Source organism: Oceanicola sp. 502str15, assembly GCF_024105635.1.
Taxonomy (GTDB): domain Bacteria; phylum Pseudomonadota; class Alphaproteobacteria; order Rhodobacterales; family Rhodobacteraceae; genus Vannielia.
This window is the reverse complement of sequence record NZ_WYDQ01000001.1, coordinates 1,217,368-1,244,362: the sequence shown is the minus strand read 5'-3', so window position 1 is coordinate 1,244,362 and position 26,995 is coordinate 1,217,368. Positions and strand designations below refer to the sequence as shown.

Sequence of the window (26,995 nt, the reverse complement as noted above, 5' to 3'; positions counted from 1 at the left end):
CATAGATTATGACCTAATATCACATTATGCCCGCTACTGGGAGGAAGCGCGTAATGACTAGGCAAGATGTAAGTCTCACCGACCGTTTCGATCTGGAAAAATCACCGGTTCTGCTGAACGGCACACAGGCGCTGGTGCGGCTGATGCTGATGCAGAAGGCGCGTGACAGGGCCGCCGGGCTGAACACGGCGGGCTATTGCACCGGATACCGCGGCTCGCCCCTGGGCGGTGTCGACCAATGGATGACCCGCGCGGCCAAGGTGCTGGCAGCGAGCGATGTGCGCTTCGAGCCGGGGCTGAACGAAGACCTCGCGGCCACCGCGCTCTGGGGGTCGCAAAACGCGGAGCTGCGCGGGGAGGGGCGCTATGACGGCGTTTACGGCCTCTGGTACGGCAAGGGGCCGGGGGTGGACCGCTCGGGCGACGTGATGCGCCATGCCAACATGGCGGGCACCTCGCCCCATGGCGGCGTGCTGATGGCCATGGGCGACGATCACACCGGTGAAAGTTCGACCGTCTGCCACCAGTCCGACTGGGCGCTGGTGGATGTGCATATGCCGGTGCTGAGCCCTGCGGGGGTGCAGGAAATACTCGATTACGGGCTCTACGGCTGGGCGCTGTCGCGCTATGCGGGCGTTTGGGTGGGCCTGAAGGTGATGAAGGACACCGTGGAGGCGACGAGCGTGGTCGATGGCCGGGCGGACCGGCTGAACTTTGTCACCCCGGACTTCAAGCTGCCCGAGGGGGGGCTGAACATTCGGCTCGGCGACCATTGGATCGCCCAGGAAGAGCGGCTGCTCGCGCACAAGAGGTTCGCCGCGGAAGCCTTTGCGAACGCAAACAAAATCGACCACCGGATGCATGGCAAGCCGGGCGCGAAGATTGGCTTTGTCGCCGCCGGGAAGAACTGGCTCGACCTCTGCCATGCGCTGGAGCTGCTGGGCATCGACGGCGAGGAGGCCGAGCGCCTTGGCGTGACCACCTACAAGGTCGGGCAGGTCTGGCCGCTGGATATGAAGGGCTTCCACGACTGGGCCGAGGGGCTCGATGTGATCGTGGTGGTGGAAGAGAAGCGCAAGCTGATCGAGGTGCAGGTCAAGGAGGCGATCTTTGACGATCGCCGGGGCCGTCGGGTCTATGGCGGCATGAAGAATGGCGAGGTGCTTTTCCCGACCCATTTTGCGCTTGATCCCAATGACATAGCGCTCGAACTTGGCAAGATCCTGATCGAGGAAGATTGCGGCACTGACCGGATCAAGGCCGGGATGGCGCGGATCGAAAGCGCGCGGCTGGCCGACAATGCCCCCGATATCGCGGCCCGGCTGCCCTATTTCTGCGCCGGATGCCCGCACAACTCCTCGACCAAGCTGCCCGAAGGCTCCGAGGCGGGCGCGGGCATTGGCTGCCACTTCATGGCCCGCTGGATGGACCGCTCGACCGATCGCTTCACCCATATGGGCGCCGAAGGGGCGAACTGGATGGGCGAGGCGCCGTTTTCCAAGCGCGAGCACCTGTTTCAGAACCTCGGCGACGGCACCTACAACCATTCCGGCACGCTGGCGATCCGGGCCGCGCTGGCGGCGGGCACCAACATCACCTTCAAGATCCTGTTCAACGATGCGGTCGCCATGACCGGCGGACAGCCCAATGAAGGCAGCCTGACACCCCAGCAGATCGCCCGCGAGGTGCGGGCCATGGGGGTGCAGGAGGTGGCGCTGGTCTTCGACGAGAAGGAAGAGGTGGCGCTGAACGAATTTCCGGCCGAGGTCAGCAAGCACCCGCGCGAGGAGCTGGAGCAGGTTCAGGAGAAATTCAGCAAGATCAAGGGCGTGTCGGCCATAATTTATGTGCAGACCTGTGCCGCCGAAAAGCGGCGCAGGCGCAAGCGCGGCACCTTCCCCGACATCGACAAGCGGGTGTTCATCAACAGCGATGTCTGCGAGGGCTGCGGCGATTGCGGGGTGCAGAGCAACTGCGTGGCGATCCTGCCGAAAGAGACCGAGCTGGGCCGCAAGCGCGAGATCGACCAGAGCGCCTGCAACAAGGATTTCTCCTGCCTCAACGGGTTTTGCCCCAGTTTCGTGACGATTGAAGGCGCCAAGGTGAAGAAGGCGCCCGAAAAGGCGGTGGATCTGCCCGACCTGCCCGCGCCGGAACTGCCCGCGATCGAGGGCACCCATAACATCGTGATCACGGGCGTCGGCGGCACCGGCGTTGTCACCGTGGGTGCGGTGCTCGCCCAGGCCGCGCATATCGACGGCAAGGGCGTGGGCATGATCGAGATGGCCGGGCTGGCGCAGAAGGGCGGCGCGGTGCACATCCATATGCGGATTGCCGAAAAGCCCCAGCTTATCAACGCGATCCGGGTGGGCACCGGCGAGGCCAACGCGGTCATCGGCGGCGATCTTGTCACCACGGCAGGCTCCAAGACGCTGGGGCTGATGCGCGAGGGGCAGACCGGGGCGGTGGTGAACGGGGCCGATATCATCACCGGCCATTTCACCCGCGACATCAACTTCAAGCTGCCCCATGACCGGATGGTCCTGGCGCTTCAGGCCCGCCTGAAGGACGGCTTGCAAGTGTTTGATGCGCAGGCGCTTTCCCGCATCCTACTGGGTGACAGCATCTATTCCAACATGATGATCCTCGGCGCCGCTTGGCAGGCCGGGCTGGTGCCGGTGAGCTATGAGGCGCTGATGCGCGCCATCGAGCTGAACGGGCAGGCTGTGGCGGGCAACACCCGGGCCTTCGAGATCGGCCGATGGGCCGTGGTCGAGCCGGAAGGTGCCGCCGCGCTGCTCACCCCCGAAACGCCGAATGAGAAGACCCTCGCCGAGCGGATCGAGTATCGCGCCGCCCACCTCGAAGCCTGGGGCAATGCCGAAACCGCCCGCCGCTACCGCGCGCTGGTGGCGCGCGCGCCCGATGACGAGATGAAGCTGGCCATCGCGCAGGGCTACCACAAGCTGATGGCCTACAAGGACGAATACGAAACCGCCCGCCTGCTGCTGGACACCGAGGCCAAGGCGGCCGAGGTCTTCGAGGGCGAGATGCGCTTCAACTACCACCTCGCCCCGCCGATCTTCGGCACCAAGGGCCCCGGTGGCCGCCCGAAAAAGCGCGCCTTCGGCCCGTGGATGCGGCAGGGCTTCAAGCTGCTCGCGGCGATGAAGCCCCTGCGCGGCACGCTCTTCGACCCCTTCCGCTTCGCCCATGAACGCAAGCTCGAACGCGCCCTGATCGCGCAATACGAGTCCGACATGGCCGATATCCTCGCCGGCCTGAACGACCACAACCGCGCCCCGGCGCTGGCGCTGGCCGAACTCCCGCTCACCATTCGCGGATTCGGCCCGGTAAAGCTCGCCAACGCCGAAAAGGCGGCCAAACGGCGTGAGGAACTCCTGCAAGTCTTCCGCAACCCCGAAGCGCCTATGCGCCAGGCTGCGGAATAACCTGTTCATTTTCTTGCTGAAAATATCTCCGGGGGGTGCGGGGGGCTGGCCCCCCGCTGCGCAACCTCTCCAACAGGGTGTCACACAGGCTTTACGCACCCGTCATAAAGCCTTCCCAGATCGGCCCCCGCGCCCTATTTGAGCGCCATGAAGAAGAGGACGCGCCCCATGGACCAGCGCCACCAGGTCGCCCGTGACATCACCTATGCCAACTCGGTGCGCTCCAAGCCGGGCCGTGCCTTCGTGAAGCTGCTGGAAAACGCCACCGGGCGGATCGGCCTGATCAAGCGGGCCGATGGCTACGAGAGCGACGTGGCGCAGGGCGAGGACTTCTGGGATGTGATCCGCCGCCGCTATGGCCTGAGCCTGCGCATCACGCGGGGTAGCCTCGGCAACATCCCAACCACCGGGCCGCTGGTGCTGGTGGCCAACCATCCCTACGGCATCCTCGACGGGCTGATGATGGGCCATATCCTCAGCCAGACCCGAGGCGATTTCCGCATTCTGGCGCATCAGGTCTTCAAGCGCTCCGAAGAGCTGAACCGGATCATCCTGCCGATCGACTTTGATGGCAGCCGCGAGGCCCAGGCCACCAACCTCGCCACCCGCAAGGAGTCGCTGGCCTATCTGGGGCAGGGCGGGGCGATCGGGGTGTTTCCGGGCGGCACGGTGAGCACCTCGGCGCGCCTGCTCTCGCGCCCGCTCGATCCGGGCTGGCGGCGCTTTACCGCCAAGATGATCGCCAAGTCGAATGCAACCGTGGTGCCGGTGTTCTTCGAGGGGGCCAACAGCCGGTTGTTCCAGATGGCCAGCCATATCCATTCGACCCTCCGGATCGCCCTGCTGATCAAGGAGTTCCGCGCCCGCATCGACGAGCCGGTGGATGTGGCCATTGGCCAGCCGATCCCGCGGCATGAAATCGACAGTCGCGCGGGCGATCCCAAAGCTCTGATGGATTTCCTGCGCGAGGCAACGTATAGCCTGTCGAACACGCCGGTTCGTGCACGCGAATACGGCAAGGAATTCGAGGATTTTCACAAGGCGTAAGCTGCCATGGCGGTTGGCATTTTCGACTCAGGGATCGGCGGGCTCACCGTGCTGGACGCGGTGCAGAAACGGCTGCCCGATCAGGCGTTTGTCTATTATGGCGACCATGCCCACAGCCCCTATGGCGTGCGTACCGCCGACAACATCCATGACCTGACCCGGGCCGCCGTGGAGCGGCTGTGGAACGAGGGCTGCGATCTGGTCGTGCTGGCCTGCAACACGGCGAGCGCCGCGGCGTTGCGGCGGATGCAGGAGGCCGGGGTGCCCGAGGGCAAACGGGTGCTTGGCGTCTTCGTGCCGCTGATCGAGGCGCTGACCGAGCGGCAGTGGGGCGATAACTCGCCCCCTCGCGAGGTTGCGGTGAAGCATGTGGCGCTGTTTGCCACGCCTGCCACGGTTGCCAGCCGCGCCTTTCAGCGCGAGCTGGCGTTTCGGGCGATTGGCGTTGATGTCGAGGCGCAGGCCTGCGGCGGGGTGGTGGATGCCATCGAGGATGGCGACATGATCCTGGCCGAGGCGCTGGTGCACAGCCATGTCGATGCGCTCAAGCGCAAGATGCCCACCCCCGAGGCCGCCATTCTGGGCTGCACGCATTACCCCATCATGGAAGAGGCCTTTCAGGAGGCGCTCGGCCCGGAGGTGAGCGTGTACAGCCAGGCCAGCATCGTGGCCGACAGCCTTGCCGATTATCTCACCCGCCACCCCGACAAGCTGGGCGCCGGCGAGGAGACGAAATATCTCACCACCGGCGATCCGCGCAAGGTGACGGATCAGGCCACGCGTTTCTTGCGACGAAGGGTCGAGTTTGTCTCGGCCTGAACAAGAGTTGAATTTCAGTCTGTCTGACTTCAGCTTAAACATCGCACGACCAAGGAAAGACCCATGACCGCAAAGATCGCCATTCTCGGCGCGTCCGGCTACACCGGCGCCGAACTCGTCAGGATCATCGCCTCGCACCCCGGGATGGAGGTGGCCGCGCTGGCTGCCGACCGCAAGGCCGGGATGGAGATGCGCGATGTCTTCCCGCATCTGGCCCATCTCGACCTGCCCAAGCTGGTGACGATCGACGAGATCGACTTTGGCCAGATCGACCTTTGTTTTGCCGCGCTGCCGCATGTGACCAGCCAGCAGGTGATCCCCGGTCTGCCCGAGGGGTTGAAAGTGGTGGATCTTTCGGCCGACTTCCGGCTGCGCGATCCGGCGGAATACGAAAAGTGGTACGGCCAGCCGCATCAGGCGGTGGAGCTTCAGAAAGAGGCGGTCTATGGCCTCACCGAGTTTTACCGCGACGAGATCCGGGGCGCGCGTTTCGTGGCCGGGACGGGCTGTAATGCGGCGACCGGTATGTTTTCGCTCCTGCCGCTGTTCAGGGCCGGGATGATCGATCCGGACTCGGTGATCCTCGACATGAAGGTTGGGGTTTCGGGCGCCGGGCGGAGCCTGAAGGAGAACCTGCTGCATGCCGAGCTCTCCGAGGGCTGGATGCCCTATGCGGCGGGCGGCAAGCATCGGCACTTGGGCGAGTTCGACCAGGAGTTTTCAAGGGCGGCGGGGCGCGAGGTGCGGGTGCAGTTCACCCCCACGCTGATCCCGGCAAACCGGGGCATCCTTTCGGCGGCCTATGTGCAGGGCGAGGCTGCGGCGCTTCATGCGGCGCTGGTCGCGGCCTATGAGGGCGAACCTTTCGTGCATGTGCTGCCGATGGGGCAGGTGCCCTCGACCCGCTCGATCCGGGGCAGCAACATGGTGCATCTGGGCGTGGCGCAGGAGCGGGCCCGGGGCCGGGCGACGGTGTTTGCCGCCCTCGATAACCTGACCAAGGGCTCCAGCGGGCAGGCGGTGCAGAACGCCAACCTGATGCTGGGGTTGCCGGAAACCGAGGGGCTGATGATGGCCCCGTTGTTCCCGTAAGGAGGGCGCATGGCCGGGCTCAAGGGGCTTAAGAAGCGGCGCAGGGTGCAGGTGCTGGCGGTGGCCGCCGTGGCGCTGGCGCTCTCGGGCGGGCTTATCGGCTATGGCTTCAAGGATGGTATCAACTTCTTCCGCTCGCCCAGCCAGGTGATGGAGAGCCCGCCCAGCCCGAATGAGGTGTTCCGCATCGGCGGGCTGGTGGAAGAGGGCTCGATCGTGCGCGGCGAGGGGGAGACGGTGCGCTTTTCAGTCACCGATGGCGGCGCGGTGGTGCCGGTGGAGTTCACCGGCATCCTGCCCGACCTCTTTGGCGAGGGGCAGGGCATGGTGGGCACCGGCAGCTATGACGGTCGGGTGTTCAGGGCCACGGAGATTTTGGCCAAGCATGACGAGACCTACATGCCCAAAGAGGTTGTGGACGCGCTGAAGGAGCAGGGCGTTTACGTGGAGCCTGAGAGCTGAGGCCGGGGCGGGACAAGTCCCGCTCTACGGTATGTTGCGGGGGGTTGGGTTGCCTGGGGCGTGAGTTCTCTGGGTGACGTCGTGCGGCGGGGGGCCAGCCCCCCGCACCCCCCGGAGATATTTTCAGCAAGAAAATGAGCAGGGGTGCGGTTTTCCCGGGGCGTGGCGTGCGGTGACATGGGCTCTTTGAGGCTTATCAAGGAGCCTTTGCCGCGGGCGTCGCGGAGCGATCCCGGGGTGTGAAATCGGAGACGGGATTTGGGCAGTTTGGGGTGGGATCCAGGTGGCCTACAGGCGGCCTGTAGGGATGGTGGACCCCACCACTTATCCGATTAGCCGAAGACGCGGGTGAAGATCGTGTCGACGTGTTTGGTGTGGTAGCCCATGTCGAACTTCTCGTTGATGGCCTCTTCTCCGAGAGCGGCGACCACATCGGCGTCGGCCAGCAGCTGTTCGCGGAAATCGACGCGGTCTTCCCAGACCTTCAGGGCGTTGCGCTGGACCATGGCGTAGGCGTCTTCGCGGCTCACGCCGGCCTGGGTTAGGGCGAGGAGGACGCGTTGACTCATCACGAGGCCGGGGAACTTGTTCATGTTGTCGAGCATGTTCTCGGGGAAGATCAGCATCTTGTCGATGACGCCGGTGAGGCGTTTCAGGGCGAAGTCCAGCGTGATGGTGGCGTCGGGGCCGATGGCGCGCTCGACGGAGGAGTGGGAGATGTCGCGCTCGTGCCAGAGGGCCACGTTTTCCATTGCCGGGATCACGGCCATGCGGACGAGCCGGGCGAGGCCGGTGAGGTTTTCGGTCAGCACCGGGTTCTTCTTGTGGGGCATGGCGGAGCTGCCCTTCTGGCCCATGGAGAAGAACTCGGCGCCTTCCAGCACCTCGGTGCGCTGCATATGGCGGATCTCGATGGCGACGTTTTCGATGCTCGAGGCGATCACCCCGAGGACGGCGAAGAACATGGCGTGGCGGTCACGGGGGATCACTTGGGTGGAGATCGGCTCGGGGTGCAGGCCGAGCTTGGCGCAGACGTGTTCTTCCACCGCCGGGTCGATGTTGGCGAAGGTGCCGACGGCGCCGGAGATGGCCCCTGTGGCAATCTCTTCGCGGGCGGCCTTGAGGCGGGCCTTGTTGCGATCCATCTCGGCGTAGAAGCGGGCGAAGGTGAGGCCCATTGTCGTCGGCTCGGCGTGGATGCCGTGGGAGCGGCCGACGCGGACGGTATGCTTGTGCTCCATCGCGCGTTTCTTGAGGGCTTCGAGCAGGCCATCCATATCGTCGAGCAGGATGTCGGCGGCGCGGGTGAGCTGGACGTTGAGGCAGGTGTCGAGCACATCCGAGGAGGTCATGCCCTGATGGACGAAGCGGGCCTCTTCGGAGCCGACGTGTTCGGCCAGATGGGTCAGGAAGGCGATGACATCATGCTTGGTGACGGCTTCGATCTCGTCGATGCGGGCGACGTCGAATTCGACGTCCTTGGCTTTCCAGACGGCCTCGGCATTCTCGCGCGGGATCACCCCGAGGTTTGCCATGGCGTCGCAGGCGTGGGCCTCGATCTCATACCAGATGCGGAACTTGGTGGCGGGTTCCCAGATGGCGGTCATCTCGGGGCGGGAATAGCGGGGGATCATGGGTGCGCCTTTCGCGTCTGGTCAGCGGTCGAGGGTCGGATACACTCGGGGGGCGGTAGCAACAAGAGGGGTGCGGCGATGCGGTGGCTGGTGATCTGGGCGATGAGCGCGGGGGCGGCGCTGGCGGCGGGGCCGGAGAACGGGCCGGAGCTCGGGTTTTTCGAAGAGACCTACGAGATGGTGGGCCGGGGGGCGGACGGGGCGCTGATGGCCGAGCCGCTCGCGCTTCGGGTGCAGAGGCGCGGGCTGAAGGCGGAGGGCTGCGCCGGTCCGGCGGGCACGCTGCGCTGGCGGCGGGAGCACGAGAGCTGGCGGCTGAAGGGGCGGCTCTTTGGCATGCAGCTGGTCTGCGGCTACGCGGTGGATGCGGGGAACGACCCGCAGCTCCTCTGCGCCGGGCCGGGCGGCGTGCGGCTGACGGGCTGGCCGGAAGAGGCGTTTGGCGAGGCGCTGGCCTGCCGTTAGAACGCGGGCGGATGGATTGGATTTTAGCGATGGGCCACGCCCGGGGCAGGGCTTTGCCCCATTTTCGGCGCGGCCAGGGGCGAGCTTCGGGGCAACAGAGGAGCCAGCCCCATGACAGCATTTGCCAGGATCGCCGCCATCATCGCACTCAGCCTCGCGCTGCCCCAGCAGGCCGCCGCGCAGGTGCGTCTCGAAACCGCCGGGAAGGTGGCGGTGCGGGCGGTGAAGGCCCTCGGGCCGCAGCAGGAGGCCGCGTTGGCGCGCTTCGGACATTCGCATGACTACTACGGGGCCTTCTACGTGAGCCGCTCGGGCGACGTGGCCCACGGCCATGCGGGCGCAAGCTCGGCGGCAGCGGCGCATCTGATCGCCCGGCTGGGCTGCGAGCGGCGGGCGCGGCAGGCCTGCGTGCCCCATGCGGAAATCATGCCTCGGGGCGTGAATGCCGGGCCGAAGGGGCGGATTGCCAATTCGGGGACGCTGGCGAACGTGATGGTGGACCGCTTCCGGAGCCTTCGACATGGCCGCTGGTCGGCCTTTGCCAATACGCCCGAAGGGGCCTGGGGCGGGGCGAGCAACCTTGGCAGCGGGGCGGAGGCGAAGGCGGTGGCACTGCAAAAATGCCGGGGCGCGGCGGTGCGGGCACGGCAGAGCTACCCGGTGGCGATGGCACGGGAGATGGCGCAGCGTGGGCTGTTCAGCTGCCGGATGACGCTGGTTCTGGAGAAATAGGCCGGGTGCCTGCTGGCGGGTGAGGGCGGGACAAGTCCCGCCCTACGGGGGCCGATCAGCCCTTTTCGCCGCGTGAGAGCGCCACGACGCCGGTGCGGGCGATTTCGCTCAGGCCGAGGGGGCGCATGAGGTCGGCGAAGGCGTCGATCTTTTCGGAGGGGCCGGTCATCTCGAAGATGAAGCTGTGCAGCGTGCTGTCGACCACGTTGGCGCGGAAGATATCGGCCAGGCGCAGGGCTTCGACGCGCTTTTCGCCTTCGCCCGCCACCATGAACAGCGCCAGTTCGCGCTCGACGGCGGGGCCTTCGACGGTGAGGTCGTGGACCTCGTGGACCGGCACGAGGCGGCCGAGCTGGGCCTTGATCTGCTCGATGATCCCGGGGGTGCCGGTGGTGACGATGGTGATGCGCGAGCGGTGGCCCTCGTGGTCGACCTCGGCCACGGTGAGGCTTTCGATGTTGTAGCCCCGGCCCGAGAACAGCCCGATCACCCGCGCCAGCACCCCGGCCTCGTTTTCGACCAGCACCGCGAGGGTGTGGGTTTCGATCACTTCGGCGTTGGGGTCCTTCAGGTCGTAGGCGGAATGCTTCGACAGACCCTTCTTGAGTTTCAGCGCGGCCATTTCGGGCTCCTTGGTGGGTTTGGTCGTGGTTTTGCGGCTGGGCCGCGGTTTGTCAATGCCGGGGCGGGGGCATAGGCTGGCAGGGCGTCCTGTGAAGGAGAGTGCCGATGCGGTCCGGCGAGGCGAACTGCCCATACTGCGATGACGCGATGGCCCATCCGGTGGCGGGCCATTGCGGCAGGCCGCTCTGTGCCCTCGCGAACAGCCGGGCGGCGGCCGAGAGGGCTGTGGACGCGCGGCGCGTGGAGGCCGGCGCGGCGCGGGCGCGGGTGGCGGAGGCCGTTGCGCCCGTGCTGGCCCGGGTGCAGGCCGAGGATGGTGCCGGTGCCAGGCCGCTGCTGGGTGCAGTGACGCACCGGGTGCCGGTGCTGGTGGCGGCCGAGGAGGGCCGGCGCGCCGCGTTTCTGGCCCATGTGGCGCGGCTCTGCGACGAGGCCTTCCGGGTCGATGTGGAGGCGATCGGGGATGTCTACGACCGCAAGGCGCAGGAGCCGGAGGAGCCCGACGTGGTGGGGCGGGCCTGTGCGTCTTGCCGGGGGAGCTGCTGCATCAGGGGCTTCGGGCAGATGGCCTTCGTGAAACTGGGCACGATCCAGGGCTTTCGCCGGGCCGAGCCCGGGCTGACGAAGGAGGCGGTGCTGGCGCGCTACGAGGCGCATTTTCCCGAAGAGAGCAGCGCCGGGGGCTGCCTGTTTCAGGGGCCGATGGGCTGCACCCTGCCGCGCAGTCATCGGGCCGGGATCTGCAACACCTTTCACTGCGAGCTGCTCGATGCGCTGATCGAGGAGGCAGAGGGCGCGGCGGGGCCGGTGGTGGTGGTGGCTGCCGACGAGGCCGGGGTGCAGGTTGTCAGCGTCATGGCGCGCGACGGGAGCTGGGAAGAGGTCGAGGCGTAGCTCAGAGCGCAAGGACACGGTCATACCCCTCGAAAAAGCCTTGCGTGTCGGCTTGCAGCAGCCCCTCGTGCTGCGCGGCGATCCAGTCCCAGAACGGGTCGATATCGTCCATCACCTCATCGGTCTTGCGGCCCTGCCACAGGATCTGGGCGGCGAGGACGGCGGTGCAGCGGGTGAGCACATCGCGCACCCGGGCCATTTCGCCGGTGCCCTTGCCGGCCTCCAGCGCCGCGATGAACTCGGCGATCTCGTCTGTGAAGAGCGGCGTGCCGGGCAGGGTGAGGTCGAGCGCGGCGCAGAGGGTTTCGCCCGCGTAGAGCTCTGCCTCGCGGGGGGCGTCCTCGGGGGCGAGGTGACGCAGGCTGTGGCGGGGCAGGGCGGTGGGCAGCGTGGCGGCGAGCCGGGACAGCGCGGGCGCGGGGCTGGTGAAGAAGAAGCGCATGTAGTGCGACATGAGGGTGCCTCGGGCAGAAGGGCGGCGCCCCCGCGAGGGGGGGCGCCGCACCGGGGGCCGGTCAGACCATGACCTTGCCGCCCTCCTTGATGGCATCGGCGGTGTTGGCGCCGTTGAGGATCATCTTGTTGTGGGGCTCGCCCGAGGGGATCATCGGCAGGCAGTTCTCGTGCTTTTCGACGAGGCAGTCGAAGATCACGGGGCCGTCGTGGTTGATCATCTCCATGATCGCGTCATCGAGGTCTGCGGGGTCGGAGATGCAGATGCCCTTGGCGCCGAAGGCCTCGGCCAGCTTGACGAAATCGGGCAGCGCCTCGGACCAGGAGTGCGAATAGCGCTCGCCGTGCAGCAGCTCCTGCCACTGGCGCACCATCCCCAGCCGCTCGTTGTTGAGGATGAACTGCTTCACCGGCAGGCGATACTGCGCCGCGGTGCCCATTTCCTGCATGTTCATCAGCCAGCTCGCCTCGCCGGCGACGTTGATCACCAGCGCGTCGGGATGGGCGATCTGCACGCCGATGGAGGCGGGGAAGCCGTAGCCCATGGTGCCGAGGCCGCCGGAGGTCATCCAGCGGTTGGGGTCCTCGAAGCCGAGGAACTGGGCCGCCCACATCTGGTGCTGGCCGACCTCGGTGGTGATGTAGCGGTCATGGTCCTTGGTGAGCGCCTCCAGCCGTTCCAGCGCGTGCTGGGGCTTGATGGTCTTCTTGCTCGGCTCGTAGGCGAGGCAGCGCACGGCCTTCCAGTCGGCGATCTGCTTCCACCACTTGGAGAGGCCGGCCTTGTTGGTCTTGCGGCCGCGCGACTTCCAGATGCGCAGGGCATCCTCGAGCACATGGGCCACGTCGCCCACGATCGGGAAATCGACGTGGATCACCTTGTTGATGGAGCTTGGGTCGATGTCGATATGGGCCTTGGCGGAATGGGGCGAAAAGTCGGAGATGCGCCCGGTGATGCGGTCGTCGAAGCGCGCGCCGATGTTGATCATCAGGTCGCAGCCATGCATCGCGAGGTTGGCCTCGTAGAGACCGTGCATCCCCAGCATCCCCAGCCATTCCTTGCCCGAGGCCGGGTAGGCCCCGAGGCCCATCAGGGTGGAGGTGATCGGAAAGCCGGTTTCCGACACGAACTCGCGCAGCAGCTGGCTGGCCGCGGTGCCGGAGTTGATGACGCCGCCGCCGGTGTAGAACACCGGGCGCTCGGCCTCTTCCATCGCCTCGACCAGCGCGGTGATCATCTCGCTGTCGCCCTTCACCTTGGGGGCGTAATGCGACTGCATCTGCTTGGGCGAGGTGTAGGTGCCATTGGCAAACTGCACGTCCTTCGGGATGTCGATCAGCACCGGGCCGGGGCGGCCCGAGGTGGCGACGTGAAAGGCCTCGTGGATGGTTTGGCCAAGCTGGTCGGTGTCCTTCACCAGCCAGTTCATCTTGGTGCAAGGGCGGGTGATGCCCACGGTGTCGGCCTCCTGGAAGGCATCGGAGCCGATGGCGAAGGTGGGCACCTGGCCGGTGAGCACGATCATCGGGATCGAATCCATCAGCGCGTCGGTGATGCCGGTCACGGCATTGGTCGCGCCGGGGCCGGAGGTGACGAGCACAACGCCGGGCTTGCCGGTGGAGCGGGCATAGCCCTCGGCGGCGTGGGTCGCGCCCTGCTCGTGACGGACCAGGATGTGGCGAATGTCATTCTGCTGGAAGATCTCGTCGTAGATCGGAAGGACCGCACCGCCGGGATAGCCAAATACGACTTCCACACCCTGATCCTTCAGGGCCTGGACTACCATTTTTGCGCCGGTCATCTGACGTGCCATGTTCTCTTCTCCGTTCTGGCGTCATCTTCGATTCGCATAAAAAAACCCCCGAGGGTCATCGGGGGCGCATGGGATAAGGTCTTGAGCTTTCCGGTGTTTACCGGCCCATGCGCCTTTCTCCTACAAGTACGAGAATGTTGGTCATTCTGGTCTCTCATGCGTGTTGCGTGGGCGGACGTTAGGAGAGGAGGGCGGGGGCGTCAACAGGCGAAATTCAGAAAATGTCGTGGTGAGCGGGAAATTGGTAACTTTGTTGCAGGGGGCGTGGGTGGTGTCGCTGCGGGAAGGCGCTGGTGGCCCGGGGGCCGGGCGCGGTAGGGTGGCGGGTGCTGGGCGAAGGGCTCATGCAGCGGAACAGGATCGCGAGCCCCTTGGACGACGCATTTTTCTCATTCGATGACTATCACATCACGCTGGCACTGGTGGGCGCGGTGGTGATCCTGTCGCGCTGGCTGCCGCGGCTGTTCTCCGACCGGGAGCCGGCGGCGGCGCCGCTGATGATCCTGTTCGGAGCGGGGGCGGCGCTGCTGGTGCCCGACCACCTCCAGATGCTTCCCGATCCGCGCGAGGTGCCGCGGCCCTGGGAGCTGGTCAGCGAGCTGGCGGTGATCGTGGCGCTGTTTGGGGCGGGGATGCGGATCGACAGCCTGCGGCCATGGCGGCGCTGGATTCCGACGGTGCGCATGTTGGCCATCGCGATGCCGCTGACCATTCTGGCGGTGGCGCTGCTGGGCGTCTGGCTCGGCGGGCTGACGCTGGCGGGTGCGATCCTGCTTGGTGCGGTTCTGGCGCCGACCGACCCGGTGCTGGCCGCGGATGTGCAGGTTGGCCCGCCGCAGGAGGGGGCCGAACACCCGGTGCGCTTCACGCTGACCACCGAGGCGGCGCTGAACGACGGGCTGGCCTTCCCCTTCGTCTACCTTGGCTTAATCATCGCGGCGGAGGGGTTTTCGCCGGGCGCTTGGGCGCTGCAATGGGTGGGCCTGGACATTTTCTACCGGATCGCCGTGGGCGTGGGGATGGGCTGGCTCGGGGGCCGTGCGCTGGGGTTCGTGCTGTTCATGGTGCCCAAGGGATCGGTGCTGGCCGATACCGGCTCGGGGGTGATCGCCTTTGCCGGGGTTCTGCTGTGTTACGGCTCGACCGAGCTGGTGGAAGGCTATGGCTTCATCGCGGTGGCGGTGCTGGGGCTGACGCTGCGGCGGATCGAGGAGGACCACCACTTTCACCGTCGGTTGCACAACTTCTCGGAATCCATCGAGCACGCGCTGACCGCCATTTTGCTGGTGGCGCTCGGCACCGCCCTGCCGATGCTGTTTGCCGATCTGGACTGGACGCACCTGTGGATCGCGCTGGCCCTGATCCTGCTCATCCGCCCGGCGGCGGGGTGGGTTGCGCTGATGGGGACGCAGATCACGCACCACGACAGGGGCGTGGTCTCGGTTTACGGGGTGCGGGGGATCGGGTCGATCTACTACCTCTGCTACGCCAGCGGGCATGTGGAGTTCTTCAACGAGGCGCAGCTCTGGTCGCTCGTCGCCCTGGTGATCCTGCTGTCGACCCTGCTGCACGGGTTCACCGTGGGCTGGGCGATGGACCGGCTTGGCGATCACGACCCGGACTGAGGGCCGGACTGAGGGCGCATTTGGCCCTCGGATGCGAAAACGGCTCCCGCTGAGGGGAGCCGTCGCCGGTTGGGCTGAGGGGTTACATCCAGTAGAAGGGCGCGCCGTAGTGGTCGTGCGCGCGGCGCTCCCACTCGCGGTCGTCGTGCCAGGTGTCATGGCGCGCGGGCGCGCCCTTCACCTGTTCTTCGGTGATGTCGGTGACGAAGCCATCCTTGGCGGTGTCGAAGGTCAGCTTGCCCCATGGCACGGGATAATGCTCTTCGCCGATGCCGAGAAAGCCGCCGAAGCCCATCACGGCATAGGCGACCTTGCCCGACTCCTTGTCGATCATCAGGTGGTCGATCGAGCCGATGTGGGTGCCGTCGCGGCTGTAGACTTCGGTGCCGTTCACGTCGCTCGAGGCGACGAGGCGGTTGGTGGTTGTTGTGGTCATATTTGTCTCCTCCGTTTGATGGAAAACCAACCCGGAAGTACCTGCGATGTTCCGGCGTGGTTTTGGCTCGGCGGAATGTGGCTCGGGCCGCCCCTTGGCGGGGGTGGAAAACGGCCGGGCGGAACAATTCTGCGAAAGCCGGCGTTGTTCACCGAGACGTGAGTTCTTGTCAGCTCACTTTAAAAACACACCGGAGGAATCTGAAAATGCACGGTATTATCTATCTCGTCGGGCTCGTTGTCATCGTTATGGCGGTGCTGTCCCTCATTGGCCTCGGCTGACCCAGACCAATCCCAGAAAAAGGACAGATACATGACCGAACGAACAGAAGCACTGACCCAGTCCGCCGCGCCCCGCGTGGCTCTGGAGGGCAGTTATGTCGACTGGGCGTCGATCCTTGCGGGCGCGGCTGTCGCCTCCGGGATCGCCTTCGTCTTCACCACCTTCGGCGCCGCCCTCGGGCTGTCGATCATCTCGCCGTACGAGGGCGACGGCAATGCCATGGCCGCGCTGATCGCCGTGGCCTCCTGGATGCTGTGGACGACGATCTCGAGCTTCATGGCCGGGGGCTACATTGCCGGGCGGATGCGCCGCCGGGTGGATGCGGCAGAGGCCGATGAGGTGGCCGTGCGCGACGGTATTCACGGGCTGACCGTCTGGGCCGTGGCCGTGCTGCTGGGCGCCTACCTGCTGGGCGCAACGGCGGATACCGCCGTTCAGGCAACGAGTGAAACCGCCTCTTCCGTGGCGCAGGTGGCGGCAGCCGCGAGTGACGGCACGACCGGCGATGCGGTGGACGCGGCCGGTGAAGCCGTGGCCGAAGCCGAGGTGAGCCAGGCCGATGCTGCCGCTGCGGCGGAAACGGCGCGGAAATACTCGGTGATCTCGGCCTTTGCCCTTGCCGCGTCGCTGATGATCGCCGCTGCGGGTGCTTATTGGGCTGCCGGTGTCGGTGGCCTGCACCGCGACGAGAGCCGGAGCTTCAAGCACTTCGGCCGCTGGACATAGGAGGACAAGCCATGAAAGCGATACTTCTCTGGCTGCTCGGTGTTCCGATCTGGATCATCCTGCTGTTCATTCTCTTCACCTGAAGGAACAGCGCCGCGAAACAAACGCCAAAGGCCCGGCCCCTGCGCCGGGCCTTTGTGCATTTCAGAACTTCCCAGTTCCCTGCAACACGCCATGCTCCATCGCGTAGCGGGTGAGGCCGGCGGTGGAGGTTATGCCGAGTTTGGCGCGCAGGTTCTTGCGGTGGGTCTCGACGGTGCGCACGGAGATGTCGAGCGCCAGCGCGACTTCCTTGTTGGATTTGCCCTGTGCCAGTTGCAGCAGGATCGTCTGCTCGCGGTTGGTGAGCTGCTCGACGCCGCCGCGGGTTGCGGGGCGGAGCGAGGCGGTGGCGCCGGTGCAGAGGTAGCGCTCGCCCTGCATCACGGTGTCGATCGCGGTCTTGATCTCTTCGGTCGGCACGTCCTTGAGGATGTAGCCCATCGCCCCGTGGGAGAGGGCGGAGGAGATGTAGCCGGTGCTGTCGTGCATCGAGAGGATCAGCACGCGGGTTTCGGGGCGGCGCTCGAGCAGCAGCTCGGTGGCGGTGAGGCCGCTGACGCCGGGCATGTTGAGATCGAGCAGCACCACGTCCGGCGCAAGCTCCTCGACGGAGTCGATGATCTCCTGCCCGGAGGAGAGCGTGCCGACCACTTCGATATCGTCATAGGTTTGCAGGATCGCCTGCACGCCCTCGGCCACCATGGGGTGATCGTCGACGATGGCCACGCGGATCGGGGCGGGAGTGTTCATGCGGATGCCTTCTGTGCGTTCTCGGGGGGCAGCATATGGCTTAGCGGGATCTCGGCTTCAATGAGGGTTCCGCTGCGCGAGGACATGACCCGCAGGGTGCCGTCGAGCTGTTCGATGCGTTCAGCCATGTTGCGCAGGCCCATGCCGGGGCTCTCGGGGGCACCGGCCACCTCGCTCAGGCCGATGCCGTCATCCTCGATCCGCATCAGCGCCCCGCGCCTGTGGCCGCGCAGGTTGACGGTGACGCGGCTGGCGCCGGCATGGCGCTCGATATTGGTCAGTGCCTCCTGGGCGATCCGGTAGAGCGCGATCTTGGCCTCCTGGTCGAGCCGGTTCCGGAACACAACGGTTTCAAACTCCACGGCAATGCCGGTGCGCGCGGCAAAGCTCTCGGTCAACGCCTGGATGGCGGGGCCGAGGCCGAGATCGTCGAGCAGCCCGGGGCGCAGGTCGCGCGAGATGCGGCGGACCTCCTGAATGGCGCCGTTCAGCCCGACAATGCCCTTTTCCACGCTCTCCACGGCGTTGGGGTCGCCGGTGGAGAGGCGGCGCTTGGCCAGTTCCAGCGCGTAGCGGATGCCGACCAGCAGCTGCGAGATGGAATCGTGCAGCTCGCGGGCGACGCGGCCGCGCTCCTCTTCCTGGGTGTCGAAGATGCGCTGGGTCAGGGCCTTCAGCTTGTTGTCGGCCAGCCGCCGTTCGCGGATGTTGAGCGCCAGCCCGGAGAGGAACACCAGCATCACCGCGCCGAGGGTGATGACGGCGATCCACAGGAAGGTGGTGCGGATGCGGGCTTCGGTCTGGGCGCGGGCGGCGGCGACCGAGGCGAGCACGTCATCGAGAAACACGCCGGTGCCCACCGCCCATCGCCAGTCCTGCAGGCCGCCGGTGTAGGAGATCATCAGCGCCTCCTTTCCGGTGGAGGGCTTCTTCCAGAGGTAGGTGTGATAGCCGCCGCCCTTGCGGGCCTGCTCGATGAGCCGGTCGACGACGAGGGTGCCCTCGCTGTCGGTCAGGCCCTGCCAGTTGCGGGTGATCAGCTCGGTCTGGAGCGGGGCGACGAGGTTGGTGCCCTCGTAGTCGTAGACATAGAAGTAGCCGTCGGTGCCATAGGTCATGGCGGCGAGGATCTGGGTGACGCGGGTTTGTGCCTTGTGATCGCTGGGGGTGGCGGCGGCATAGACCGAGTAGAAGGCGGCGCGCGCGAGGGTGACGTAGTTGCGCAGCTCGGCCTTCTTGGCCTCGATCAGCTGGGCCTCCAGCGCGGCGATCTCGCGCTCGGCCAGAAGGCGCGACTGCTGCGCGACCAGCACCGAGATGGCCGCCACCGCCAGCAGCATCGGCAGGGTGGCCAGAAGAAACAGCTTCTGGGCGTAGCGCGGGGCAAGATGGCGGTCGAGGTATCGCAGCAGGCGTTTCAGCGGCGGGGCTCCGGGGTTGGGTGGGCGTCGAAAGAGTGGCGCGGCGGGGCAGGCGCGTCAATCGCCCGGAGGCGGGATCGGGCGCGCAAGATTCTTTCGGCCCTCTCTACGCAGTTGTGGGTATATGCTTTGACATGGCTTGTCGCTAGGCTGACGCCCACAAGAAGGAAAGGCTCGGAGAGGACCGGGCCTACTTATGGGAGGACACAATGGATCGTCGTTCATTTCTGAAGACGTCGGCACTCGGTGGCGGTGCAGCCGCCGCAGCCACGCTGGCCGCACCGGCCTATGCTCAGGGCAACCGCACGCTGACCATGGTTACGACCTGGCCGCGCGGCCTTGCCGGCGTTTGGGACTCGGTGGAGCGGGTCGCCAACAACATCACCGCCGCAACCGACGGGCAGATCACCGTCGAGCCGAAGGCCGCGGGCGAACTCGTCGGCGCGTTCGAGAGCTTTGACGCCACCGTTTCGGGCCAGGCCGACATGTATCACGGCGCCGACTACTACTGGGTCGGCCAGCATCCGGCATGGGCCTACTTCACCGCCGTTCCCTTCGGCATGACCGTGCCCGAGCTGATGACCTGGTACTACGGCCAGGACGGCATGGCGCTGCACCACGAGCTGGGCGACGTCTTCGGCGTGAAGTCGTTCATCGCCGGTCAGACCGGGGCGCAGGGCGGTGGCTGGTTCCGCAAGGAGATCACCTCTGCCGATGACTTCAACGGCCTCAAGTTCCGCATGCCGGGCCTTGGCGGCGAGGCGCTCTCCAAGCTGGGCGCTTCGGTGCAGGTGCTTCCGGGCGGCGAGATCTACCAGGCACTTTCCACCGGCGCGCTGGACGGCACCGAGTGGATCGGCCCGTGGTCGGACGAGAAGCTCGGCCTGCAGGAGGTCTGCGACTACTACTACCCCGCCGGCTTCCACGAGCCCGGCGCGGCCCTGTCGGCAGGCATGAACCTCGAAGTGTTCAACAGCCTGACCCCGAGCCAGCAGAAGATCGTCGAGATCGCCTGCGCCGATGCCCACCAGGCCAACTACGCCCAGTTCCTTGCCAACAACGGCCCGGCGCTGGAGCGTCTGAAGTCCGGCGGCACCAATGTCATGGAGTTCCCCGACGACGTGTGGGACGCCTTCGGCAAGGCCTCGGTCGAGCTGCTGAACGGCTACACCTCGGACGATCTGTTCAAGAAGATCCACGACAGCGCCCAGGCTTCGATGAAGTCCACCTCGGGCTGGCTCTCGGTGTCCGACAGCTACTACGCCGCCCAGCGCAACCGCGTTCTGGCCGCGATGTAAGCCTGAAACGGCCTTGCCGCGGGCAAGGCAGAGACAGAACTGCGGCCGGTCTTCCGGCCGCAGTTTCGTAAGGCTCAAGGCTTGGTCTTGCGATTATATGTTGAAAATACAGATGTGCCCTAAGCATATTTCTGGTTGCGCCCGTTTGTTGCGGACATAATGTGGCGTTCGATGCAGGGACCGGCGTGTTCCTGGTCGTTTTTTCAACATGCAATACCCAGGGAGGACGATCCGTGGATCGACGCTCATTTCTAAAGACTTCTGCGCTCGGGGGCACCGCAGCCGCCGCAAGCACGCTTGCCGCTCCGGCCTTGGCACAGGGCGGCCGCACGCTCACCATGGTCACCACATGGCCGCGCGGGCTGGCCGGCGTGTGGGACAGCGTGGAGCGCTTTGCCAACCGCATCACCGAGATGACGGATGGCGAACTGACGGTCGAGCCCAAGGCCGCCGGCGAACTCGTCGGCGCCTTCGAGAGCTTTGACGCCGTGGTGGCCGGGCAGGCCGATATCTATCACGGGGTGGATTACTACTGGATCGGCCAGCACCCGGCCTGGGCCTATTTCGGCGCCGTGCCCTTTGGCATGACCGCTGCCGAGATGATGACCTGGTACTATGCCGATGGCGGCGCCGACCTGCACAAGCAGCTGGGCGAGGTCTTCGGGATCCGTCCGTTCCTTGGCGGTCAGACCGGCGCGCAGGGCGGCGGATGGTTCCGCTCCGAGGTCAATTCTGCCGATGATTTCAATGGCCTGAAGTTCCGCATGCCGGGTCTCGGCGGCGAGGTTCTGGCCTCCATGGGCGCCTCGGTGCAGGTGCTTCCGGGCGGCGAGATCTACCAGGCACTCTCCACCGGCGCGCTGGATGCGACCGAGTGGATCGGCCCCTGGTCGGACGAGAAGCTGGGCCTTCAGGAGGTTTGCGACTTCTACTACCCGGCGGGCTTCCACGAGGCTGGCCCGGCGCTGTCGATCGGGGTGAACCTCGAGGTGTTCAACAGCCTCACCCCGGCACAGCAGCTGATGATCGAGACCGCCACCGCCGAAGGCCACCAGGCCAACTACGCGCTCTTCACCTCCAACAACGGCCCGGCTCTGCAGCGGCTGAAGGACGGCGGAACACAGGTGCGCGAGTTTGCCGACGACATCTGGGATGCCTTCGGCTCCGGCGCGGTTTCGGTGCTGGGACAATACCTGGGCGACGACCTCTTCAAGGAGGTCCACGAGAGCGCACAGGCTTCGATGCGGGCGTCTTCGGGCTGGCTTTCGCTGGCTGAAAGCGCCTATACGCGGCAACGCGATCGGGTTCTGTCTTCGCTCTAGAGCGGCTGCAGTCCCCGGCAGGAAAAAATGAAAACGGGCCTCCCGCCACAGTGGCGTGGGGCCCAGCAACAGACGGGGAGAAGGGCGTATGGGGACCGCGCTCGTTTGGCTCATCACCCAGATCGGGATGGGCTTTTACAACATCGCATATGCGGTGACGCATCCGGGACTCTGGTTGGATTGGACCAACACGGAAAGCCTGATGCGCTTCATCTACTACGGCGCCTCGGTCGAGTTGTTCTTTGCAGTCTTCGACATCTTCCTGGTCATCACCATCATCGGCTTCATCTTTCCGCGGTTCATGTGGAGTTGCGTGCGCGGGCTGGAATGGTTTGCCAACGGCATCGGCCGGCTGGTGGCCTGGGTCGGCCTGTTGATGGTGCTCCAGCAGGTGATGGTCGTGTTCCTGCAATCGGTGTTCCGCTTCGGCGAGATCACCATTGCGCCCTTCGGCTTCGGCTTCACCCAATCGGTGAGCTGGTTCGGCGAAGAGTTGAAATTCTACAACGCCATGGTGGTCGCGCTCTGCGTCACCTACGCCTTCGTGCAGGGCAGTCACGTGCGGGTGGACCTTGTCTACGCCGTGGTGCGCTACCGCACCCGCAAGGTGATCGACATGTTCGGCAGCCTGTTCTTCATGGTGCCGGTGGCCGTGCTCACGTGGCTCTACGCCTGGTTCTTCCTCTGGCGCTCGCTCATCACGCCCAAGGTCAGCGCCTCCGAAGGGCTCGACCTGCTGATGCGCAAGAGCAAGATCGTGAAGTGGAACGTCGAGACCATCGGCTTCTCGCCCAACGGCTTCAACGCCTACTTCCTCTTCAAGATCCTCATGGTCGCCTTCTGCGGGCTGGTGCTGCTTCAGGCGGTCGCCTTCTTCTACCGCAGCTACCGCGAGTTCTTGGAGGGGCCGGAGAGCGACGGCAAGTATCTGGATAAAGACACTCTCGGCGAGGGTGAAGAAGCCTACGAAGGCACACACTAGGGGACCGGCAGATGATTTTCGGACTAGATGGCGTCGAGATCGGCCTGCTGATCGTTCTGCTTTGCCTGTTTGGCGGCATTCTCTCGGGGTTCCCGGTGGCCTTTGCCATCGGTGGCGCCGGGCTCATAGCCTTCGGGATCATCGCGCTGCTCGATGCGCAGGGTGTGCTGATACACCAGGCCATCGACACAGGCTCCGATGCCTATAGGGACATTTTGGCGAGCGGGGTCCATCGGGACGATGTGAGCGTCTTCCGATACCCGGAATTGCCGAGGGTCGAGGAATCGCTGTTTCCGGGCGGCTGGGAGCAGGCGATCAACCGGAACCTGTCGTTTGTCGTCAACCGTATGAACGAGCGGGTCTTTGCGGGCCAGTCCATCGAGACGCTGCTTGCGGTGCTGATGTTCGTGATGATGGGCATCGTGCTTGAGCGCTCCAAGATCGCCGAGGATCTGCTGACCACGATGGCCAAGGTCTTCGGCCCGCTGCCGGGCGGCCTTGCCGTTTCGGTCGTGGTCGTGGGCGCTTTCCTCGCCGCCTCCACCGGCATCGTCGGCGCGACGGTGGTGACGATGGGCCTGCTGAGCCTGCCCACCATGCTGCGCAGCGGCTACAGCCCCGAGCTCTCGACCGGGGTGATCGCAGCCTCGGGCACGCTGGGGCAGATCATTCCGCCCTCGATCGTGATCGTTCTGCTCGGCACGCTGGCGGGCGATCTCTACTCGACGGCGCAGGAAGCGCGGGCCCAAACGGTGGGCTGCTCGGATGCGCTGACCCTGCTGGGGCGGCCTGCGGTGGTGTCGGTCGGCACGCTGTTTCAGGCGGCGATGCTGCCCGGCGTGATGCTGGCGGCGCTCTATGCGCTCTATGCCTTCGGCTACGCGGTGGTGAACCCCTCCAAGGCGCCGGCGGTGCAGCTTGAAGCCTCCACCGGTGGCCAGGTGATCACCCGCCGCGAAGGGCTGACATGGTTCCTCGCGCTTCCGGTCGTGCTGATCGGCGGCGCGGTGATCCTGGGGCAGGTCGGCGTGATCGGCAGCCAGGTGGTGCGGGCAGTGCAGACCGAGACCCATGGGGTCGAGGGCGGGATCCTGCGCACCAATGTCAGCGAGCAGTGCCAGGCGGCGATGATCGAGCTTCACGGGCAGGCCCGCTGGGATGCCTCTGTCGAGGCGCGCGCCGCCGGTGCGGCTGCGGTGGCTGCCGCCGAAGAGGCCGATGCGGCCGCGCTGGAAGCCGGCGAGTCGGTGGAAGAGGCCGCCCCGGTGCCCAACGCCCCGCCGATCGGAACCGGCGTGGCAACCCTCGCGGTGCTCTTCGGGCTGACCCTGCTGGTCGCCCGTGGGGTGGCGCCCACGGCCAGCCCGGTTCCGCTGCTGATCGGGGCGGGCGGCATCGTGGTGATGCTGCTGGCCGATGCGCTGCTGATCCACTCGGGCATGTCGTCGGCCGAGACGCTGGTGATCCTGCTCATTCCGATCATCGTCGTGCTCTGGTCGATGCGCCATGCCGCCGGGCGGCTGGCGCAGAACGAGCTGATCCGGGTGGTGTTTCCGCCGCTGGTGCTGATCGTGGCCGTGCTCGGCTCGATCCTCGGGGGCATCACCAACCCCACGCCCGCCGCCGCACTCGGCGCGGCCGGGGCGATCATGCTGGCGGCCTACCGCAAGCTGCGCGAAGAGGGCGGCTCGGGGCAGGTAATCCTGATCGCGGCCTATGCCACGATCCTGATGATCCTCGCGGGCATGAACTTCGACCTGCGGATCAACCAGGAGACCGTGCGTCCGGTGACGTGGATCGCCTTCCTCGTGGCCTACTCGGCCTACATGGTGGCCTTCTTCGGCGTGCTCTACGGGGTCTGGGTGCTCTATCGCGGCGCGGTGATGACACCGGTGGTACGGGAGACGGCGAAGGTGACGAGCATGGTCTTCACCATCCTCATCGGCTCGCAGCTCCTGAACCTGGTGGTCATCAGCTTTGGCGGCGAGCATTACATCCAGCAGTTCCTCAAGAGCTTCGACAGCGAGTTCAAGGTCTTCCTGATCGTGATGCTGGTGATGTTCATCCTCGGCTTCGTGCTCGACTTCCTCGAGATCATCTACATCGTGGTGCCGATCGTGGGGCCGGTGATCTATGGCGGCACGATGGACCCGAAGTGGGTGACGATCATGATCGCGGTGAATCTCCAGACCAGCTTCCTCACGCCGCCCTTCGGCTTTGCGCTGTTCTATCTGCGGGGCGTCGCGCCGCCGCAGGTGACGACTGGCCATATCTACCGCGGGGTTGCCCCCTTCGTGCTGATCCAGGTGGTCGGGCTGGGGCTGCTCTGGGTCTTCCCGGGGATCGTCTCGATCATCCCCGACCTGATCCCGAACTGATCCGGCAGGCGGCGTACGCAGCGCCGCCGCCGCTGCGCAAAAAACACGAAAGGGCACCTTGCGGGGTGCCCTTTTTCGTTGCTGGTGGGGGGGGCGGCGGGCGGCGCGGGGCCGTTCGGCGCGTCAGTCCTGCCCGCTGGCGCGGCGGGTGGCGGGGCGGCTGTCGGGCAGGCGGATGCGGGCGACCTGCTCGGCGATCGGGTCGACCGAGAGCGGGTGCATGTCCTGCCGGTGGGTCTCGGGGTTGCCGAGTTCGCGCCACGCGCCGTTCTTGTAGATCTCGAGCGCGCCGTAGCTGGCCTTGTAGCCCATCTTGGGCGAGCCCGGCACCCAGTAGCCGAGGTAGACATAGGGCAGGCCCGCCTCGCGGGCGATGTCGATGTGATCGAGGATGATGTAGCGCCCGAGCGAGTGCTTCTCCATCGTCGGCTCGAAGAAGGAATAGACAAGGCTCACCCCGTCCTCGAGCACGTCGGTCAGGCAGACCGCGACAAGCTGTTCCTCGCCGGTCTGGTTGCCCTCGGCCCCGGCGGGCAGGTGATACTCGACCACCCGGCTCTTCACCGGGGTTTCCTCGATCATCGCGGCAAACTCGAAGATATCCATGTCGGCCATGCCGCCATCGGCGTGGCGCTGGTCGAGGTAGCGGCGGAAGAGCGCGTATTGCTCCTCGGTCGCCCAGGGCGAATTGGCCTTGCGGGTGAGCAGGGTGTTGCGCCGCGTCACCCGGCGCTGGCTCTTCGTGGGCACGAAATCGGCCACCCGGATGCGGGCCGACATGCAGGCCGAGCAATCGGCGCAGGAGGGGCGGTAGAGCACGTTCTGGCTGCGGCGGAAGCCTTGCTGCGAGAGCGTGTCATTCAGCTTTTCGGCGCCTTCGCCCTGCAACGCGGTGAACAGCTTCCGCTCCATCCGCCCGTCGAGGTAGGGGCAGGGTTGGGGGGCCGTCACGTAGAATTGGGGCGCGATAGGAAGGGTGTGGCGCAAGGGCAGGCAGCTGTTGGTTCAAGGGCTTCGGGGGGACGGTAACAGTGGTATGACGCCGCGCCAAGCCCCCAGAACGGGGGAGGCGCGGCAAAGATGCTGCCGTGCAGCGAAAACCCGGGTCAGCGGCGGGCGGCGGCGCGATTGAGGGCGACGCTGCCCAGAAGATGATCGCCCAGACTCTGGCGGCGCGGGGTGGCGAGCATCAGCACGATGGAAATCGCCTGCACGAAGAAGGTGGAGATGGCGAAGGAATAGACCAGCGTGTGGATGAAGGCCTCGCCCAGCCCGAAGCGCTCGCCCCTGTGAGTGCGCATCTCGAGCGACATCAGCCGCATGCCCCATGTGGCGGAGCCGGAGGCGAGGGTCACGGTGCGATAGGCGAAGGATATCACCAGCCAGAGCAGCGGGTAGAAGAAGATGCCGGTGAAGGCGGTGAAGGGCAGCACGGCCAGCGTGACCAGAAAGATCAGCACCCCGTCGACCAGCCAGGCAAAGAACCGCTTGGCGGGCGTGTCGGCGTAGAACTCGGGGTTCAGCTCCGGGTCGGGCAGGGGGGCTTGGTGGTCATAGTCCATGGCGGACATCTGGGGTGTCTCCGTTCTGAATGTAAGTGGCCCGCCGCGCAGGGGGGAGGACGCGGCGGGCCATTGCAGGGGTAACGCGGGAAGGGCGCACCCCGTTCCGAGGAAAGCCTTAGCGCGGCTCGTTCAGCTCGGGTTCGGCGCTTTCGTCGCTGCCTTTGCTGTCGCCGCGCGCAGCGGTGGCGCGGTCATCCATGAAGGCATCGAACTCTTCCTTGTCCTTGGCGGCCCGGAGGCGTTCGAGGAAGCTTTCGAAGGCGCCCTGCTCGTCTTCGAGGCGGCGCAGGGTTTCGGCCTTGTAGGCGTCGAAGGCGGTGTTGCCGGAAGAGCGGAAGCCATGGCGACGGTTCATCCGGTGGGTTTCGTGGTGGTGCGAGCGCCGGTGGGCGCATTTGCCGGAAAACATGCGTTTGCTCCAGATCATGTAGGCGAGAAGGGCGAGACCGAGGGGCCAGAAGAAGATGAACCCCAGCACCATGGCTGCGATCCAGGCTCCCTTGCCACGCTCGTCCAGCCAGCCTTCGGCACGGGCCAGCAATCCGGGCTGGGGCGTGACGGTGGCGGTTTGGGCGGTGTTCATCAGGGGTATCTCCGTTTGTTTGTGTATGTGAATGTCTTTCACATTACACCAGATGGGGGCGGCTTCCGCGGGCTTCAAGGGTCGATGTGAAGGTTTT

24 protein-coding genes are annotated in these 26,995 nt (G+C 65.9%); 14 read left to right on the top strand and 10 right to left on the bottom strand.

Going from position 1 to position 26,995, the window contains the following annotated elements; genetic code table 11:
• The first annotated feature begins 53 nt into the window (after positions 1-53).
• The 5 genes from GTH22_RS05905 (at position 54) to ccmE (ending at position 6,872) form a co-directional block, all read left to right on the top strand.
• On the top strand, positions 54-3,452 hold the full coding sequence (locus GTH22_RS05905; protein WP_252943871.1) for an indolepyruvate ferredoxin oxidoreductase family protein: 3,399 nt from the start codon (positions 54-56) through the stop codon (positions 3,450-3,452).
• A gap of 168 nt (positions 3,453-3,620) precedes the next feature.
• On the top strand, positions 3,621-4,499 hold the full coding sequence (locus tag GTH22_RS05900; RefSeq protein ID WP_252947586.1) for a lysophospholipid acyltransferase family protein: 879 nt from the start codon (positions 3,621-3,623) through the stop codon (positions 4,497-4,499).
• A gap of 6 nt (positions 4,500-4,505) precedes the next feature.
• A complete protein-coding gene (gene murI, locus GTH22_RS05895) occupies positions 4,506-5,318 on the top strand; it encodes a glutamate racemase (protein ID WP_252943870.1) in 813 nt (270 codons plus the stop codon).
• Positions 5,319-5,381: 63 nt separating this feature from the next.
• The gene (gene argC, locus GTH22_RS05890; protein ID WP_252943868.1) at positions 5,382-6,410 is read left to right on the top strand and encodes an N-acetyl-gamma-glutamyl-phosphate reductase; all 1,029 of its coding nucleotides are present in this window, start codon (positions 5,382-5,384) and stop codon (positions 6,408-6,410) included.
• A gap of 9 nt (positions 6,411-6,419) precedes the next feature.
• Positions 6,420-6,872, top strand: coding sequence for a cytochrome c maturation protein CcmE (ccmE, locus tag GTH22_RS05885; RefSeq protein ID WP_252943866.1), 453 nt, complete (start codon positions 6,420-6,422; stop codon positions 6,870-6,872).
• Between the two features lie 332 nt (positions 6,873-7,204).
• Here the strand turns inward: ccmE and purB are convergent, their stop codons facing one another.
• Positions 7,205-8,506 carry an adenylosuccinate lyase gene (purB, locus tag GTH22_RS05880; RefSeq protein ID WP_252943864.1) on the bottom strand — a complete coding sequence of 434 codons (1,302 nt, stop codon included), beginning with the start codon at positions 8,504-8,506 and terminating at the stop codon, positions 7,205-7,207.
• 78 nt (positions 8,507-8,584) lie between these two features.
• Here purB and GTH22_RS05875 point away from each other — a divergent pair, with 78 nt between their 5' ends.
• Positions 8,585-8,971 (top strand): hypothetical protein, encoded by a 387-nt coding sequence (locus GTH22_RS05875; RefSeq protein ID WP_252943862.1) that lies wholly within the window; start codon positions 8,585-8,587, stop codon positions 8,969-8,971.
• A 111-nt stretch (positions 8,972-9,082) separates the two neighbouring features.
• Positions 9,083-9,703, top strand: coding sequence for a hypothetical protein (locus GTH22_RS05870; protein ID WP_252943860.1), 621 nt, complete (start codon positions 9,083-9,085; stop codon positions 9,701-9,703).
• Positions 9,704-9,758: 55 nt separating this feature from the next.
• Here GTH22_RS05870 and ilvN read toward each other — a convergent pair whose 3' ends face one another.
• Positions 9,759-10,325, bottom strand: a complete 567-nt coding sequence (ilvN, locus tag GTH22_RS05865) for an acetolactate synthase small subunit (protein ID WP_252943859.1) — start codon at positions 10,323-10,325, stop codon at positions 9,759-9,761.
• Between the two features lie 107 nt (positions 10,326-10,432).
• Here ilvN and GTH22_RS05860 point away from each other — a divergent pair, with 107 nt between their 5' ends.
• Positions 10,433-11,221 (top strand): hypothetical protein, encoded by a 789-nt coding sequence (locus GTH22_RS05860; protein ID WP_252943857.1) that lies wholly within the window; start codon positions 10,433-10,435, stop codon positions 11,219-11,221.
• Between the two features lies 1 nt (position 11,222).
• Here GTH22_RS05860 and GTH22_RS05855 read toward each other — a convergent pair whose 3' ends face one another.
• Together GTH22_RS05855 and GTH22_RS05850 are read right to left on the bottom strand one after the other, a co-directional pair.
• Entirely contained in the window at positions 11,223-11,675 is a 453-nt protein-coding gene (locus tag GTH22_RS05855; RefSeq protein WP_252943855.1) for a hypothetical protein, read from the bottom strand.
• Between the two features lie 61 nt (positions 11,676-11,736).
• Positions 11,737-13,488, bottom strand: a complete 1,752-nt coding sequence (locus GTH22_RS05850) for an acetolactate synthase 3 large subunit (RefSeq protein WP_252943854.1) — start codon at positions 13,486-13,488, stop codon at positions 11,737-11,739.
• A gap of 371 nt (positions 13,489-13,859) precedes the next feature.
• Between GTH22_RS05850 and GTH22_RS05845 the strand changes: the two genes are divergently transcribed.
• Positions 13,860-15,113 (top strand): sodium:proton antiporter, encoded by a 1,254-nt coding sequence (locus tag GTH22_RS05845; RefSeq protein ID WP_252943852.1) that lies wholly within the window; start codon positions 13,860-13,862, stop codon positions 15,111-15,113.
• 82 nt (positions 15,114-15,195) lie between these two features.
• Here the strand turns inward: GTH22_RS05845 and GTH22_RS05840 are convergent, their stop codons facing one another.
• Complete coding sequence (locus tag GTH22_RS05840) at positions 15,196-15,549, bottom strand: PRC-barrel domain-containing protein (protein ID WP_252943851.1); 354 nt, start codon at positions 15,547-15,549, stop codon at positions 15,196-15,198.
• Between the two features lie 312 nt (positions 15,550-15,861).
• Here GTH22_RS05840 and GTH22_RS05835 point away from each other — a divergent pair, with 312 nt between their 5' ends.
• A complete protein-coding gene (locus GTH22_RS05835) occupies positions 15,862-16,557 on the top strand; it encodes a hypothetical protein (protein WP_252943850.1) in 696 nt (231 codons plus the stop codon).
• Between the two features lie 144 nt (positions 16,558-16,701).
• On the opposite strand, the gene GTH22_RS05830 is transcribed toward GTH22_RS05835, so the two are convergent.
• Together GTH22_RS05830 and GTH22_RS05825 are read right to left on the bottom strand one after the other, a co-directional pair.
• Positions 16,702-17,349 (bottom strand): response regulator transcription factor, encoded by a 648-nt coding sequence (locus GTH22_RS05830; RefSeq protein WP_252943849.1) that lies wholly within the window; start codon positions 17,347-17,349, stop codon positions 16,702-16,704.
• Positions 17,346-18,689, bottom strand: a complete 1,344-nt coding sequence (locus GTH22_RS05825) for a cache domain-containing protein (RefSeq protein ID WP_252943848.1) — start codon at positions 18,687-18,689, stop codon at positions 17,346-17,348. Before GTH22_RS05825 ends, GTH22_RS05830 begins: the two co-directional genes overlap by 4 nt.
• 290 nt (positions 18,690-18,979) lie before the next feature.
• On the opposite strand from GTH22_RS05825, the gene GTH22_RS05820 reads away from it, so the two are divergent.
• From GTH22_RS05820 to GTH22_RS05805, 4 genes are all read left to right on the top strand, one after another.
• Positions 18,980-20,068: a TRAP transporter substrate-binding protein gene (locus GTH22_RS05820; protein WP_252943846.1), complete on the top strand. Its 1,089-nt coding sequence runs from the start codon at positions 18,980-18,982 to the stop codon at positions 20,066-20,068.
• Between the two features lie 233 nt (positions 20,069-20,301).
• A complete protein-coding gene (locus GTH22_RS05815) occupies positions 20,302-21,390 on the top strand; it encodes a twin-arginine translocation signal domain-containing protein (RefSeq protein WP_252943844.1) in 1,089 nt (362 codons plus the stop codon).
• A gap of 88 nt (positions 21,391-21,478) precedes the next feature.
• On the top strand, positions 21,479-22,372 hold the full coding sequence (locus tag GTH22_RS05810) for a TRAP transporter small permease subunit (protein WP_252943843.1): 894 nt from the start codon (positions 21,479-21,481) through the stop codon (positions 22,370-22,372).
• A gap of 11 nt (positions 22,373-22,383) precedes the next feature.
• Entirely contained in the window at positions 22,384-24,750 is a 2,367-nt protein-coding gene (locus GTH22_RS05805) for a TRAP transporter large permease subunit (RefSeq protein ID WP_252943842.1), read from the top strand.
• Positions 24,751-24,873: 123 nt separating this feature from the next.
• Here the strand turns inward: GTH22_RS05805 and GTH22_RS05800 are convergent, their stop codons facing one another.
• The 3 genes from GTH22_RS05800 to GTH22_RS05790 form a co-directional block, all read right to left on the bottom strand.
• Entirely contained in the window at positions 24,874-25,737 is an 864-nt protein-coding gene (locus GTH22_RS05800) for an arginyltransferase (RefSeq protein ID WP_252943841.1), read from the bottom strand.
• 119 nt (positions 25,738-25,856) lie between these two features.
• On the bottom strand, positions 25,857-26,312 hold the full coding sequence (locus tag GTH22_RS05795) for an RDD family protein (protein ID WP_252947585.1): 456 nt from the start codon (positions 26,310-26,312) through the stop codon (positions 25,857-25,859).
• 118 nt (positions 26,313-26,430) lie between these two features.
• The gene (locus GTH22_RS05790; protein WP_252943840.1) at positions 26,431-26,898 is read right to left on the bottom strand and encodes a DUF2852 domain-containing protein; all 468 of its coding nucleotides are present in this window, start codon (positions 26,896-26,898) and stop codon (positions 26,431-26,433) included.
• Positions 26,899-26,995 lie beyond the last annotated feature (97 nt).

Bases quoted from the DNA above. Each gene is read 5' to 3' on its own strand.
- GTH22_RS05905 (WP_252943871.1), top strand. From the start codon at position 54: ATGACTAGGCAAGATGTAAGTCTCACCGACCGTTTCGATCTGGAAAAA.
- GTH22_RS05900 (WP_252947586.1), top strand. From the start codon at position 3,621: ATGGACCAGCGCCACCAGGTCGCCCGTGACATCACCTATGCCAACTCG.
- murI (WP_252943870.1), top strand. From the start codon at position 4,506: ATGGCGGTTGGCATTTTCGACTCAGGGATCGGCGGGCTCACCGTGCTG.
- argC (WP_252943868.1), top strand. From the start codon at position 5,382: ATGACCGCAAAGATCGCCATTCTCGGCGCGTCCGGCTACACCGGCGCC.
- ccmE (WP_252943866.1), top strand. From the start codon at position 6,420: ATGGCCGGGCTCAAGGGGCTTAAGAAGCGGCGCAGGGTGCAGGTGCTG.
- purB (WP_252943864.1), bottom strand. From the start codon at position 8,506: ATGATCCCCCGCTATTCCCGCCCCGAGATGACCGCCATCTGGGAACCC.
- GTH22_RS05875 (WP_252943862.1), top strand. From the start codon at position 8,585: ATGCGGTGGCTGGTGATCTGGGCGATGAGCGCGGGGGCGGCGCTGGCG.
- GTH22_RS05870 (WP_252943860.1), top strand. From the start codon at position 9,083: ATGACAGCATTTGCCAGGATCGCCGCCATCATCGCACTCAGCCTCGCG.
- ilvN (WP_252943859.1), bottom strand. From the start codon at position 10,325: ATGGCCGCGCTGAAACTCAAGAAGGGTCTGTCGAAGCATTCCGCCTAC.
- GTH22_RS05860 (WP_252943857.1), top strand. From the start codon at position 10,433: ATGCGGTCCGGCGAGGCGAACTGCCCATACTGCGATGACGCGATGGCC.
- GTH22_RS05855 (WP_252943855.1), bottom strand. From the start codon at position 11,675: ATGTCGCACTACATGCGCTTCTTCTTCACCAGCCCCGCGCCCGCGCTG.
- GTH22_RS05850 (WP_252943854.1), bottom strand. From the start codon at position 13,488: ATGGCACGTCAGATGACCGGCGCAAAAATGGTAGTCCAGGCCCTGAAG.
- GTH22_RS05840 (WP_252943851.1), bottom strand. From the start codon at position 15,549: ATGACCACAACAACCACCAACCGCCTCGTCGCCTCGAGCGACGTGAAC.
- GTH22_RS05835 (WP_252943850.1), top strand. From the start codon at position 15,862: ATGACCGAACGAACAGAAGCACTGACCCAGTCCGCCGCGCCCCGCGTG.
- GTH22_RS05830 (WP_252943849.1), bottom strand. From the start codon at position 17,349: ATGAACACTCCCGCCCCGATCCGCGTGGCCATCGTCGACGATCACCCC.
- GTH22_RS05825 (WP_252943848.1), bottom strand. From the start codon at position 18,689: ATGCTGCTGGCGGTGGCGGCCATCTCGGTGCTGGTCGCGCAGCAGTCG.
- GTH22_RS05820 (WP_252943846.1), top strand. From the start codon at position 18,980: ATGGATCGTCGTTCATTTCTGAAGACGTCGGCACTCGGTGGCGGTGCA.
- GTH22_RS05810 (WP_252943843.1), top strand. From the start codon at position 21,479: ATGGGGACCGCGCTCGTTTGGCTCATCACCCAGATCGGGATGGGCTTT.
- GTH22_RS05805 (WP_252943842.1), top strand. From the start codon at position 22,384: ATGATTTTCGGACTAGATGGCGTCGAGATCGGCCTGCTGATCGTTCTG.
- GTH22_RS05795 (WP_252947585.1), bottom strand. From the start codon at position 26,312: ATGGACTATGACCACCAAGCCCCCCTGCCCGACCCGGAGCTGAACCCC.
- GTH22_RS05790 (WP_252943840.1), bottom strand. From the start codon at position 26,898: ATGAACACCGCCCAAACCGCCACCGTCACGCCCCAGCCCGGATTGCTG.